The sequence below is a fragment of the Methanobrevibacter millerae genome (genome assembly GCF_001477655.1).
In the GTDB taxonomy this organism is placed as follows: Archaea; Methanobacteriota; Methanobacteria; order Methanobacteriales; family Methanobacteriaceae; genus Methanocatella; species Methanocatella millerae_A.
In genome coordinates, this window is sequence record NZ_CP011266.1 from 2,137,655 (window position 1) to 2,151,102 (window position 13,448).

Genomic DNA, 13,448 nt, shown 5'->3' on the forward strand with positions numbered 1-13,448 from the left:
AAAATTAAATAAATACACATTTATATAAAAATATTCAGTTAAAATAAGTAAAACAAAAAAGAGGTTTAAAAATGAAAATCACAGTTGCAGGTGTTGGATATGTGGGACTTTCACTTGCTGTTTTACTTGCTCAAAAACATGAAGTTACAGCAATTACAACAACAGAATCAAAAGCAGAAAAACTTAATCAGTTCATTAGCCCTATTCAGGATGATGAAATAGAAAGATTTTTTAAAGAAGCTCGTGAAGGCAAACGTGAACTTAATCTTTATACAACCACCGACAAAGAAGCAGCATATAAAAGTGCAGAACTTGTTATTATAGCCACCCCAACGAATTATGATGATGTTAACCATTTCTTTGATACATCTGCTGTTGAAGATGCTATAGAATGGACCCTAAAAGTAAATCCTGATGTTTTAATGGTTATCAAATCAACAATTCCTGTTGGATATACTGAATCTGTTCGTGAAAAGTATGGGGTTAATAATATTATATTCTCTCCAGAATTCCTTCGTGAGTCAAAAGCGCTTTATGACAATCTCCACCCGAGCAGAATAGTCGTTGGATGCGATGATGAACAAAAAGAAGAAGGACAGATGTTTGCAGATTTACTTCTTGAAGGTGCAAGAGAAGAAGAAAAAAGAGCAGGAGTTACCGAACAGGACATTCCAATATTATTAGCTCATTTAACAGAAGCTGAAGCTATCAAGCTTTTTGCTAATACCTATCTTGCAGTAAGGGTGAGCTATTTTAATGAACTTGATACATATGCCCAGACCAAAGGCCTGGATACTCAGATGATTATAGATGGTGTCTGTATGGATCCACGTATTGGCGGACACTATAACAATCCATCATTTGGATATGGGGGATACTGCTTGCCTAAAGATACAAAACAGCTATTGGCAAACTATAAGGATGTTCCACAGACCATGATAAAAGCTGTTGTGAGCTCTAATGTGGTGCGTAAGGATTTCATTGCAAATCAGATTATTTCAAGAAATCCGAAAACAGTTGGAGTTTATAGACTCACTATGAAAAGTAATAGTGACAATTTCCGTGCATCTGCTATACAGGACGTTATGAAAAGCATAAGGGCAGAAGGAATTCCAATAATTATTTATGAACCAACATTAGATGATGGAAGTGAATTCTTCAGATCTGAAGTTGTAAATGATATTGACCGTTTCAAGAGTGAAAGTGATGTAATTCTTGCAAATCGTTTTGACTCAGACATACTTGGTGATGTTGAAGATAAGGTATATACAAGAGACCTATTTAGAAGAGATTGATAAAAATAATCTTTTTCAAACTGTGCTTAATTAATTAAGCACATTTTTTTGATTTTTATATGAACCATTTATTATATTACACAATTAACTTTAAAAGACAACCCCTGAATTAATCATTATTAGAATATTAAAAAATTAATTAGAGAATACAATTTTCAAGCAAAAATGACAACAGTCATGAAATTAATCATTAAATTATATAAATAATTTATTTTTTATTTTTAATATGAAAAAATAATGTATTCTAAATTTATAAAAAATTTAAATTCAGAATAATAAAATATATCACCCACATTATTTTTAGAAATAAAAAGCGAAGTAAATTTTTAAGTTTATATAATTTAAATTATAAAAACTAAATAGGTGAATCCAAGATTTGAGGAGTTATCAAAAATGAGAAATGTTGGTACTGTTGTACGTGGAATAAGGACACCTATTATTAAAGAAAACGACGATTTAGCAAGCATAGTCATTGATTCATTAATGGCTGCAAAAGAAAGTGAAGGATTCGAATTTAAAGACAAGGACATTGTTGCAATCACAGAAGCCGTTGTAGGAATTTCAGAAGGAAACTACGTAACCGTAGACGACATCGCAGAGGATTTAAAGGACAAATTCCCATCCAAAAAAATCGGTGTTGTAAACCCTATTTTAAGCAGGAACAGATTTTCAATAGTCCTTAAAGGTATTGCAAGAGGAATGGACAAAATCACATTATTAACATCATTTCCCGCAGACGAAGTTGGAAACGGCATATTAGACGAAAGAATTTTAGATGAAAGCAAATTCAACCTCGCAAGCGTAATATCCGAGAAAGAATACTATGAAACATTCGGTTCATGGATACACCCATTTACCGGAATCAACATGATCGACTTCTACAAGGAACTGATTGAAAGCGAAGACTGTGAAGTGGAATTCGTATTCTCCAATGACATAAAAACCATCCTAGATTACACAAATGATGTTTTAACCTGTGACATTCACACAAGAGAAAAAAGCACAAAATTATTAAAAGAAAAAGGAGCTAACGTTTACGGCCTCCACCAGGTATTAACAGAACCTATCGGAGATTCCGGATCCAATCCAGATTACGGACTTTTAGGATCAAACAAGGCAACCGAAGAAAAATTAAAACTATTCCCAAAAACCGGTGATGAACTGGTAATGGAAGTGCAAAAAAGACTAATCGATTTAACAGGAAAACAAATCGAAGTAATGGTTTATGGTGACGGAGCATTCAAAGACCCTGTAGGACACATCTGGGAGCTAGCAGACCCGGTAGTCTCACCAGCACACACACCAGGACTCGTAGGAACTCCAAACGAAATCAAACTAAAATATGTTTCAGACAATAAGTTCGCAGACCTAAAAGGAGACGAACTAAAAGAAGCAATAAAAAAAGAAATTAAACATAAAGACAAAGACCTGACTGGACAAATGATTACAGAAGGAACCACACCAAGAGTACTGACCGATTTAATCGGATCATTATGCGACCTCACAAGCGGTTCCGGAGACAAAGGAACACCAGTCATATTCATACAAGGATACTTTGACAATTTAGCAAACGACTAAATTTTCTAAAAAAAATCCTTTAATTTATTTTTTTTAAACACCACAATATAAATTAAATTTAACAGCCAAACATCAAAAATTTAATTTTAATAGCTAAAACATTAAAAATAGAAAAACTAAATCAATCATTGAATAAAAAAATATGAAAACCATCTACATAAAAAAAAGATAAAAAAAGAGACTTACTTTAAAAGTAAGCTTTATTGTTTAATGTATTTTTTCAAGTCTTCAACTTTGTCTGTTTTTTCCCATGGAAGACCTTCAATACCGAAGTGTCCGTATTTAGCGGTTTGTTTGTATTGAGTGTCTCTTAAACCTAAGGTTTCGATGATTCCGTCCGGAGTTAATCTGAAGTTTTCACGAACGATTTCTTCCATTTTTTTGGTTGTTTCAACACCAGTTCCGAAAGTGTCCACCATAACAGAAGTTGGCTCTGCAACACCGATTGCATAGGACAATTGAATTTCACATTTTTCAGCAAGTCCGCTTGCTACGATATTTTTAGCGATGTATCTTGCCATGTAGCATGCGCTTCTGTCTACTTTAGTGCAGTCTTTTCCGGAAAATGCTCCTCCACCATGTCTTGCATATCCACCATAGGTGTCTACAATGATTTTACGTCCGGTAAGACCTGCATCTCCATGAGGACCACCGATTTCGAACTTACCTGTTGGATTGATATGTTCTTTGGTGTTTTCTGTCATCAATTCCTGTGGAATTACTGCTTTGAATAATTTTTCGCGAATGTCTTCTTTTAATCCTTCCTGATTTTCAGACATTGACTCGTCATGCTGGGTTGACAATACAACAGCATCCAAGGAAATCACATTTCCTTTTTCATCATAGTTAACAGAGACTTGAGCTTTTCCATCAGGTCTTAAGTATGGAATTTCACCAGATTCCCTAAGTTCAGTCAATTTATTAGTTAATTTACGTGCCAAATCAATCGGGAAAGGCATCAATGAATCAGTCTCATTGGTTGCATAACCAAACATCATACCCTGATCTCCTGCACCGGTTTCATCTTCACCACGATCAACACCCTGATTAATATCAGGAGACTGTGAATGAAGCATGTTTACAACTTCACATTTATGACCATCAAATTCCAAATCAGGATTATCATAACCGATTTCAATGATAGTATCTCTAATAATTTTTTCAATATCATCATCAGATAACTGAGCAGTTGAAGTTATCTCACCAAATACCATACAGAAATCAGTTGTCACACAAGTCTCACAAGCAACATGTGAATTCTTATCCTGTGCCATGTATGCATCCAATATAGCATCAGAAATAATATCTGCAACCTTATCCGGATGTCCTTGAGTTACAGACTCAGAAGTAAAAGTTCTATAAATTTCACTCATTTATTTCACCTAAATTTTATGTTCCTTCTTGCCAGTTTGCCATGTAAGCTTTTTGTTTGTCTGTTAATGAGTCGATTTCAATGTCCATTGCTTGTAGTTTTAAGCTTGCTACATTGTAGTCGATTTCATCAGGTGCTTTGGTTACACCGACAGGTAAATCATTTTCAAGAATGTGTTTTGCGGATAGTGCTTGTACTGCAAAACTCATGTCCATGATTTCAGCAGGATGTCCTTGTCCACGTGCTGCAGATAAGTTTACTAAACGACCGTCTGCGAGCAAGTAGATTTTTCTTCCATCTTTAGTTGTAAACTCTTCGATACTTTCTCTTACTTCTTTTACTTCGGTTGAGATTGCTTCGAGGTCTTGTCTGTTGATTTCTACATTGAAGTGTCCGGAGTTTGCAAGCATGCATCCGTTTTTCATGTATTTAAAGTCATCACCAGAGATGATATCAGCGTTACCGGTTACAGTAATGATTAAGTCTGCTTGTTTTACTGCTTCTCTTATGGTCATTACTCTGTATCCGTCCATTCTTGCTTCTAATGCTCTGATTGGGTCGACTTCTGTTACGATTACGTCTGCTCCGAGTCCTGCTGCTCTGAGTGCGAGTCCTCTTCCGCACCATCCGTATCCGCAGACTACGACGGTTTTTCCTGCAATTACCATGTTAGTGGTTCCCATTATTGCGTCAAAGCTTGATTGACCAGTTCCGTAACGGTTATCGAATAAGTATTTGGTGTATGCGTCGTTTACTGCGATTACTGGGAATTTTAATGCGCCGTCTGCATGCATTGCCTGTAATCTATGTACTCCAGTTGTGGTTTCTTCACATGCTCCTTTGATGTGGCTTAGCAATTCTGTTCTTTCGTTGTGAAGTACCATAATCATGTCTGCTCCGTCATCGATGATTATGTCCGGTTTGTGGTCTAATACCATGTTAATGGTTTGGTAGTATTCTTCATCATCTTGTTCTCTCCAACCGTAAACATTTAATCCTAAGTCTGCAGCTCCAGCTACAGCATCATCATGAGTGGATAATGGGTTACAACCAGTCATTGCAACTTCAGCTCCACCAGCCATTAAAGTTAAACCTAAATTAATTGTCTTAGGTTCTAAGTGTAAACATGATCCAATAGTAATTCCTTTGAAAGGTCGAGTTTCCAAATATTCTTCTTTAATGTGTTCTAAAACAGGCATGTGTTTTTGAACCCATTCAATCTTTCTGACACCCTCAGGTGCAAGAGACATATCTTTAACTTTACTCATAAATAAATACCTCCAAAATAAAAAAATAGTTGTATATTTAATATATAATCAACCTATGAATACATTAATTTTTAAATTAAATAAAAGTATGCATTAATTATTTTAAATATATTTTCAATAACTTTAAAAAAATGTGAGAATTATTAGGAATATGAATCCCCCACTTATTGTAAACAATTAGCAACCAATTTGGAAAAGTTCAAATCCTTCATCTTCAATACGCTTAGAATAAATATTTCTCCCATCAAAAATAATTTTTTGATTTAATCTTTTTGAAAGTTCATCTAAATCCAAACTTCTAAATTCTTTCCATTCAGTTATTAATATTAATGCATCAGCATTATCCAACGCGTCATATTTTGATGAAGTAAAATCAATATTTTCATCATCAATTTCTCTTTTAAATGTTTCAATAGCCTTAGAATCATATGCTTTAATTTTTGCTCCCCTTTTTAAAAGTTCGCTGACAATAGTGATTGAAGGAGCACATCTAACATCATCAGTTTGGGGTTTGAATGCAAGTCCCCAAATAGCAAAGGTTAAATCACTCAAATCAGGACCAAATCTATTAATTATTTTATCAATAATAACCATTTTTTGAGTTTCGTTAACTTCATCGACCATAGACAATATCCTTGGAATATAACCTTTTTCAACTGAAGTATTAATTAAACCTTTAACATCTTTTGGAAAACAAGACCCCCCATAACCACAACCGGCATAAATAAACTTATATCCAATGCGCTTATCAGAACCAATACCTAAACGAACAGATTGTACATTAGCCCCTGTTTTTTCACAAATATTAGCTATTTCATTCATGAAAGATATTTTAGTTGCAAGCATTGCATTAGCAACATATTTAGTCATTTCGGCACTTTTTACATCCATAAAAATAAAACGGTCATGATTTGCAACAAAAGGTTCATATAATTCTTTTAAAACATTTGCCACTTTTTCATCTTCAGTCCCAATAATAACTCTATCAGGATGTAAACAGTCTTCAATTGCAACACCTTCCTTTAAAAATTCAGGATTTGAAGCAATATCAATATTAACGTTATTTAATTTATTTTCATTAATAATCTTTTTAACTTCAAAACCCGTACCTACAGGAACAGTAGACTTAGTGACAATTAAAGAATCTTTAGAAATAACCTCCGCAATTTGATTTGCAACAACATAAACAAAATCTAAATTAACACTACCATCATCTGCTTGAGGAGTACCTACAGCAATAAAAATGATATTTGAATTATCCAAAGCTTCTTTTAAATCTGTTGTAAAAAATAAATTATTTTTAGCTTGGTTATCAATAACCATTGTAGCTAAATGAGGTTCATAAATAGGAATAATGCCTTTTTTTAAGTTTTCAATTTTATCTTCATCAATATCCACACAATAAACTTTATTACCCATTTCAGCAAAACAAGTCCCAGTTACGAGTCCAACATAACCCGTTCCAATAACAGTCAAATTCATAATAGTATTTATGTGTTTAAATTATAAATAATTTTAGAAAATAATACTTGAAAAAATATGGTGATAAAATGAATGAAAATGAAAATAAGGTATTCTTTGAATCAGAAATTGACGAACTAATTGAATTAAAAGAAAAATTACATGAAAAATTTGAAAATATTAGCGAAAATGTGACTATAGGAGATTATACTTATGGTAACTTCGAAATAAGGGAATGGGATGATAAAACAAAATTAAACATTGGAAAATTTTGTTCAATAGCAAATGGAGTTATTTTTTTATTAGGTGGAGAGCATAGAAGTGATTTTATAACAACATACCCATTTAATGCATTATTAAAAAATTTTGAGTATATAGAAGGACATCCACATACAAAAGGAGATATAACTATTGGAAATGATGTATGGATTGGTAGTGAAGCAAAAATACTTTCAGGAGTTACAATTAATGATGGTTCTATAATTGGTGCTAATTCAATTGTGACAAAAGATGTCCCACCATATTCCATAGTTGCAGGAAATCCTGCAATTATAATAAAATACCGATTTGAAGAAGAAACAATTGAAAAATTACTTAAAATAAAGTGGTGGGATTTTGATGAAAAAGAAATTATAAATATAATACCATTATTACAATCAGAAGATATAAGCGAATTAATTAAAAGATATGGAAAATAATTTTATTTATTTCCATACATCTTTTCATAGTATTGTTGGTATTGGCCGCTTTTGACCTGATCCATCCAATCCTGATTATCAAGATACCATTGAATTGTTTCTTTAATTCCAGTTTCAAAGGTATATTTTGGTTCCCAACCAAGTTCATTGCGGATTTTATCAGCATCAATAGCATAACGGCGGTCGTGACCAAGACGGTCTGCAACAAACTCAATCAATGATTCATCTTTTCCTAATGCTTCAAGAATCAATTTTACAATTTGAATATTCTGTCTTTCGTTGTGCCCACCAATATTATAAACTTCACCAAGTTTTCCTTCATGCAAAACAAGATCTATAGCCTGGCAGTGGTCATATACATGCAACCAGTCACGAATGTTTTTACCGTCACCATAAATCGGTAATTTCTTATCTTCAAGCGCATTGGAAATCATTAAAGGTATTAACTTTTCAGGGAACTGATAAGGACCATAATTATTAGAACAGCGTGTAATATTTACAGGTAAATCAAAAGTCTCAAAGTATGCTCTTGTAATCAAGTCTCCACCAGCTTTGGAAGCAGAATAAGGACTATTAGGTTGTAAAGGAGTAGTTTCACAAAAATAACCTGTTTCGCCTAATGTTCCGTAAACCTCATCTGTTGAAATTTGAATGTATTTTTCAACACCAAATTCTTTTGCAGCATTTAACAAAACCTGAGTACCTAAAACATTTGACTTAATGAAAATCTCAGGATCAGTGATACTTCTGTCAACATGACTTTCAGCTGCAAAATTAATAACAAAATCAGATTTAGAAACCAAATCATCAACAAGTTCCTTATCGCGAATATCACCTTTAACAAAAGAGTAATTATCCATATCTTCAATATCTTTCAAATTCTCCAGGTTACCGCAATAAGTCAAAGCATCTAAATTAATAATATCATAATCGCAATACTTATCCAACATGTATTTGACAAAATTGCTTCCAATAAAACCTGCTCCACCAGTAATTAAAATAGTACTCATAAATATCTCACCATTAGTATTTGATTTGTGATTCTGCAAATGTTGGCCATTTTTCATCCTTTTCAGAAAATATCAACTCATCAATATCATCAATAGGCCAGTCAATACCAATATCAGGATCATTCCAAATAATTCCACCCTCATCATCACCATGATAAAATTCAGTACATTTGTATGCAAACTCAGCCTCATCAGACAAAACTACAAAACCATGAGCAAAACAAGGAGGAATATACAACTGCTTCTTATTCTCATCAGACAAAATAGCACCAAACCACTTACCATAAGTAGGAGAATCAGCTCTTAAATCAACACCAACATCAAACACTTCCCCTTTCAACACACGAACTAACTTACCCTGAGGATACTTTAACTGCAAATGAAGACCTCTTAAAACTCCTTTTGATGAAGAAGACTGATTATCCTGAACAAAAGTCAAATCATAACCCGCATCCTTAAAATCATTCTCATTATAAGTCTCCATAAAATAACCACGATTATCACCAAAAACCGCAGGCTCCACCAAAAACATACCTTCAATATCACACTCAGTAAATTTAAATTGACCCATAAATAATCACCTTTCCGCTAAACCAAATAAATATTGTCCATAATCAGTTTTCTTAAGCTCTTCAGCGGTTTCAAGTAATTGTTCTTTTGAAATATATCCTTTAAGAAAAGCAATTTCCTCAAGACAAGCAATGTATAAACTTTGTCTTTTTTGAACCGTTTCAATAAAATTAGCAGCTTCCAAAAGACCAGCATGAGTTCCAGTATCCAGCCAAGCCATTCCACGACCCAAAAGCTCAACTTTAAGCTTTCCACGATTCAAATACTCCTCATTAACAGAAGTGATTTCAACTTCACCCCTATCAGAAGGTTTAACATTTTTCGCAATCTCAATTACATCATTATCATAAAAATACAAACCCGGCACAATATAATTAGACTTTGGTTTTTCAGGCTTTTCCTCAACAGACAAAACATTCCAATCATCATCAAACTCAACAACACCAAAAGCTTCAGGATTATTAGTGTAATAACCAAAAATAACAGCACCCTCTTCAAGACTAGTTGCATGCTCTAAAATCTCAGAAAACCTATGGCCATGGAAAATATTATCCCCAAGAATCAAAGCAACATTATCATCACCAATAAAGTCCTCACCAACAATAAAAGCCTCAGCAAGACCATTAGGATGCTTCTGAACAGCATACTCAAAACTAATACCCAAAGAAGACCCATCACCCAACAAATCCCTATACATAGGCAAATCACGAGGAGTGGAAATAATCAAAATCTCCTTAATTCCAGCAAGCATAAGGACAGAAACCGGGTAATAAATCATAGGCTTATCATATAATGGCAACAACTGCTTAGAAACGGCTTTAGTAATAGGATACAAACGAGTTCCAGAACCACCAGCAAGTACAATACCTTTCATGAAAATCCACCTCACATACAATAAATAATTTTAACAAAAAATATTTGCTAAGTACTCTTATGAACTACATCATAAATTAATGTTTTCATAATTGTTTTTGAATTTTCAATGCAAAGATTTTTTTGAATTATATCTCCATATATGATTAACTCATATAAAACTATGAATCAAAATTTTTATCCATCTTAAGAATCCCATATATCTCACCAAAAAAATATTAATAATCATAACTCAAACCAATATTTAAAATTTTTTTATATCATTTATTTTTTTCTTTAGTTGAATATTTTCATAAATAATATGTCTAGCATCAAACTCAAATCTGTTCTTTTGAATGTTTTCACATATCTCATGAATATTATTAATTTGGATTTTTCTAAGTTCAATATCTTCTTTAATAAACTTATTCAATTCAAAAATTAAACCAAAAGTATTATCAAAATGAGCAGTTGGATAAAAAGCACTGAGCGTAAATGGAATTAAATTAAATTTAAACAAATTTTCTATAATTTTTAAAAAGGATATATCTGTGAAAACCCAAAGATGACCATCAAAAATATGATTATTAAAATCATTCACATAATTTGAATAATTATCTAAACAGGCTTTAACATTAGGATTTGGATATTGATCCAACTCTTTATTCCAAAAAATTATGGGATTATTAACATTAACCGAATCAATCATACTATCCAATACCAATCGTGGAGTATTAATTTCATCACCTCTTAAATACATATCAAATAAATCTGCAAATGATGAATTTTCTCGAAAATGATCAAATGTAAATTCTTTATTTGGAAGCAATAAACAAAGTTTGCCATTATCAGATAGTATTTTACTTATATCTATCAAATGTTGTATTGGATCTGGAACATGCTCTAAAACATGACTAGAAAATACATAATCAAATTTTTCGCCACTATCTTTAAATGTATCCTCATAAGATTCTTTAATAACATAATCAATATCAACAATACTATTAATAAATTCTTCATTAGAATTATACGATGAATATATACTTTTAACATCCTCAGTACTATTTATATCAGCATAATATACATTAAAATCAGATTTATGAAAAAAAGGTTTATTTAATGGACCAATTTCTAAAATTTTTCCATCATTTTTAATTTCATTTTTCATCCGATCATGTGCACGAACATCTAATGATAAATTGTTGTTCATAAACTATCACCAAAAATATTAATATTACTCCAAAAATATATTTTTTTGTTTTTTACCCAATCAGGAGTTGCTAAATTATCAATAAATCTTTCAACTCTTGCTTCTATAATAACATCAGGATTAATAAATTTTATTAAATTTTCATCAACAGTTGCATGGTCCCAACATAAAAATATATCTCGATAATAAAATGAAAAATACCATTTTAATAAATCAAAAGTTGAATCCCTAAATATTAATACAGATTTATCTGAGAAACTATATGGATTATACCAATGAAATGATTCTCGTTTATGATAAAATTTAAACTTATCGGGGATGGGAATGGAACTAAGAACAAGAGGTTTTAAAACTAAATTAAATTTCTCAGTAGGAATATTTTTAAGTTCCAATTGCTCTTTTTTTGAATATGACCAATTTTTATCCGAAAGTAAATCACTATCCCAAAATTCATTAATTTCTTTAACATTTGTGTCTAAAAGATTATTCCATGCCCCCATAGTTAATTTTTTATCCATATGATTTAAAAATTTAAATGAAAGAACATGACCTCCAAAATAATTAATATGAGTATCAAATTTAAAATAATGAAGATGATTTAAATAATCTTTAAAATCTATAATTTCTTTAACAGAATCCACATTACGTTTAATTTTATCAAAATGGAATGGAAGAAAATCTTTACATACTATACTTTTATCAGGAATGCAAAAAAAGAAGTACTCAATACCATTATCTTCAAATAATTCCTTTTTAAAATAATATTCCTCTAAAAAATGTGATTTATTAAATTTATTTTCATAAGTAAAATCAAAATGTTGTCTAATCTCATTATTTTCATCATTGATTAAGAATAAATAATTATCTTTACCCTTTAAGCAAAGTTTAAGATTTTGAGATAAAATTTCATCTATTGAAAAATTTTTAGTTAATACATTAGAAGAATCATATTTTAAATAAAAAATAAATGGATTAATATTAAAATTTTGTATATTAGGATTTTGACTTAAATAATAATTAGTATCAAAATTCGGATTAGGATTAAAACCTTTATGAACACCAACCTCTAAAAAATGAATAATCGGATTAACATCACTATCCAAACCATATTTTTCACAATAATACTCAGAATCAAAAAGATTTGAATTTAATATAATTAAATAATCTTCAACATCTTGAATATTTGAAAAATTCATATTAAATATTTCCTCAATAGATAAAAATTTAGTTAATCTATGTTCATCTAATCCATATTTAATATAATGAACAAAAGGATTAATGTTCTTCTCGTATATGTCAGGATATCTATTACAATAAAAATTAGTATCAAAATTCGGATTAGGATTAAAACCTTTATGAACACCAACCTCTAAAAAATGAATAATCGGATTAACATCACTATCCAAACCATATTTTTCACAATAATACTCAGAATCAAAAAGATTTGATTCATTTATAATTTTATAATCCTCAGAAAAATTCATAAAAACACAACTCATTTAATATTAATCAATATATTCATCCAAATTATTTAACTTATACTCTATATTATTTACTTTTTTTTCTAAATAATCACTGTTAAAATTAAGAATGCCCTTCTTCTTACAAACTAAACAATTATCAAACCAAGGTTTCGCATTTTCATTAATTGATATATGTAAAATGTCAAAATTTACATATTCAGCAATAGCTTTCATACCATTTTCATTAAATCTATAACCATCAAATCCAGAATCCCCATGTTTTGGACCATTACTTGGAACAATAATACAACAAAATCCTCCCGGCTTTAAAATTCTATCAATTTCATCCATAATAATCCAAAAAAAAGCCAAATGCTCAAATAATTGACCAGAAATTACTACATCATATGAACTATCAGGTATTTCATCCCAATGATAAATATTATTCACAAGAATATCAACATTATCCCCCGGATTAAAATCCAATCCAACATAATTCCAATTAAGTTTATCAAATAAAAATCGATAATTATAATTATTTCCAGAATTATCTAATGATCCAACATCCAAAATATTAATATTATCAAAATCATTCAAAAACTTATTTTTAAACCAATTCATTTTATCCATAGAAGATTTATGCATTTTAACACCACTATTAAAATAAACTA

The 13,448-nt window shown here is 31.0% G+C and carries 12 protein-coding genes; 3 read left to right on the forward strand and 9 right to left on the reverse strand.

Annotated features, from left to right (window positions below; translation table 11 throughout):
• Positions 1-71: 71 nt before the first annotated feature.
• Together SM9_RS09620 and SM9_RS09625 are read left to right on the forward strand one after the other, a co-directional pair.
• Entirely contained in the window at positions 72-1,295 is a 1,224-nt protein-coding gene (locus SM9_RS09620; RefSeq protein ID WP_058739936.1) for a nucleotide sugar dehydrogenase, read from the forward strand.
• 363 nt (positions 1,296-1,658) lie between these two features.
• Positions 1,659-2,873 (forward strand): coenzyme F420-0:L-glutamate ligase, encoded by a 1,215-nt coding sequence (locus SM9_RS09625; RefSeq protein WP_232299122.1) that lies wholly within the window; start codon positions 1,659-1,661, stop codon positions 2,871-2,873.
• Between the two features lie 200 nt (positions 2,874-3,073).
• Here the strand turns inward: SM9_RS09625 and metK are convergent, their stop codons facing one another.
• The 3 genes from metK to SM9_RS09640 all read right to left on the reverse strand — a co-directional run bounded on the left by metK (position 3,074) and on the right by SM9_RS09640 (position 6,995).
• On the reverse strand, positions 3,074-4,246 hold the full coding sequence (gene metK / locus SM9_RS09630) for a methionine adenosyltransferase (protein WP_058739938.1): 1,173 nt from the start codon (positions 4,244-4,246) through the stop codon (positions 3,074-3,076).
• Positions 4,247-4,262: 16 nt separating this feature from the next.
• Positions 4,263-5,513: an adenosylhomocysteinase gene (locus SM9_RS09635; protein WP_058739939.1), complete on the reverse strand. Its 1,251-nt coding sequence runs from the start codon at positions 5,511-5,513 to the stop codon at positions 4,263-4,265.
• Positions 5,514-5,690: 177 nt separating this feature from the next.
• The gene (locus SM9_RS09640; protein ID WP_058739940.1) at positions 5,691-6,995 is read right to left on the reverse strand and encodes a UDP-glucose dehydrogenase family protein; all 1,305 of its coding nucleotides are present in this window, start codon (positions 6,993-6,995) and stop codon (positions 5,691-5,693) included.
• Between the two features lie 68 nt (positions 6,996-7,063).
• Between SM9_RS09640 and SM9_RS09645 the strand changes: the two genes are divergently transcribed.
• Complete coding sequence (locus SM9_RS09645; protein WP_058739941.1) at positions 7,064-7,672, forward strand: CatB-related O-acetyltransferase; 609 nt, start codon at positions 7,064-7,066, stop codon at positions 7,670-7,672.
• Between the two features lie 2 nt (positions 7,673-7,674).
• Here SM9_RS09645 and rfbB read toward each other — a convergent pair whose 3' ends face one another.
• From rfbB to SM9_RS09675, 6 genes are all read right to left on the reverse strand, one after another.
• On the reverse strand, positions 7,675-8,682 hold the full coding sequence (gene rfbB, locus SM9_RS09650; protein ID WP_058739942.1) for a dTDP-glucose 4,6-dehydratase: 1,008 nt from the start codon (positions 8,680-8,682) through the stop codon (positions 7,675-7,677).
• A 13-nt stretch (positions 8,683-8,695) separates the two neighbouring features.
• Positions 8,696-9,253 (reverse strand): dTDP-4-dehydrorhamnose 3,5-epimerase, encoded by a 558-nt coding sequence (gene rfbC / locus SM9_RS09655; RefSeq protein WP_058739943.1) that lies wholly within the window; start codon positions 9,251-9,253, stop codon positions 8,696-8,698.
• 6 nt (positions 9,254-9,259) lie between these two features.
• Positions 9,260-10,126 (reverse strand): glucose-1-phosphate thymidylyltransferase RfbA, encoded by an 867-nt coding sequence (rfbA, locus tag SM9_RS09660; RefSeq protein ID WP_058739944.1) that lies wholly within the window; start codon positions 10,124-10,126, stop codon positions 9,260-9,262.
• Positions 10,127-10,369: 243 nt separating this feature from the next.
• Positions 10,370-11,314, reverse strand: coding sequence for a class I SAM-dependent methyltransferase (locus SM9_RS09665; protein ID WP_058739945.1), 945 nt, complete (start codon positions 11,312-11,314; stop codon positions 10,370-10,372).
• Complete coding sequence (locus SM9_RS09670) at positions 11,311-12,720, reverse strand: alginate O-acetyltransferase AlgX-related protein (protein WP_157064725.1); 1,410 nt, start codon at positions 12,718-12,720, stop codon at positions 11,311-11,313. Before SM9_RS09670 ends, SM9_RS09665 begins: the two co-directional genes overlap by 4 nt.
• A gap of 99 nt (positions 12,721-12,819) precedes the next feature.
• Positions 12,820-13,422, reverse strand: coding sequence for a class I SAM-dependent methyltransferase (locus SM9_RS09675; RefSeq protein WP_058739947.1), 603 nt, complete (start codon positions 13,420-13,422; stop codon positions 12,820-12,822).
• Positions 13,423-13,448 lie beyond the last annotated feature (26 nt).

Coding starts and splice junctions, on each gene's coding strand:
- SM9_RS09620 (WP_058739936.1), top strand. CDS start 72: ATGAAAATCACAGTTGCAGGTGTTGGATATGTGGGACTTTCACTTGCT.
- metK (WP_058739938.1), bottom strand. CDS start 4,246: ATGAGTGAAATTTATAGAACTTTTACTTCTGAGTCTGTAACTCAAGGA.
- SM9_RS09635 (WP_058739939.1), bottom strand. CDS start 5,513: ATGAGTAAAGTTAAAGATATGTCTCTTGCACCTGAGGGTGTCAGAAAG.
- SM9_RS09640 (WP_058739940.1), bottom strand. CDS start 6,995: ATGAATTTGACTGTTATTGGAACGGGTTATGTTGGACTCGTAACTGGG.
- SM9_RS09645 (WP_058739941.1), top strand. CDS start 7,064: ATGAATGAAAATGAAAATAAGGTATTCTTTGAATCAGAAATTGACGAA.
- rfbB (WP_058739942.1), bottom strand. CDS start 8,682: ATGAGTACTATTTTAATTACTGGTGGAGCAGGTTTTATTGGAAGCAAT.
- rfbC (WP_058739943.1), bottom strand. CDS start 9,253: ATGGGTCAATTTAAATTTACTGAGTGTGATATTGAAGGTATGTTTTTG.
- rfbA (WP_058739944.1), bottom strand. CDS start 10,126: ATGAAAGGTATTGTACTTGCTGGTGGTTCTGGAACTCGTTTGTATCCT.
- SM9_RS09665 (WP_058739945.1), bottom strand. CDS start 11,314: ATGAACAACAATTTATCATTAGATGTTCGTGCACATGATCGGATGAAA.
- SM9_RS09675 (WP_058739947.1), bottom strand. CDS start 13,422: ATGCATAAATCTTCTATGGATAAAATGAATTGGTTTAAAAATAAGTTT.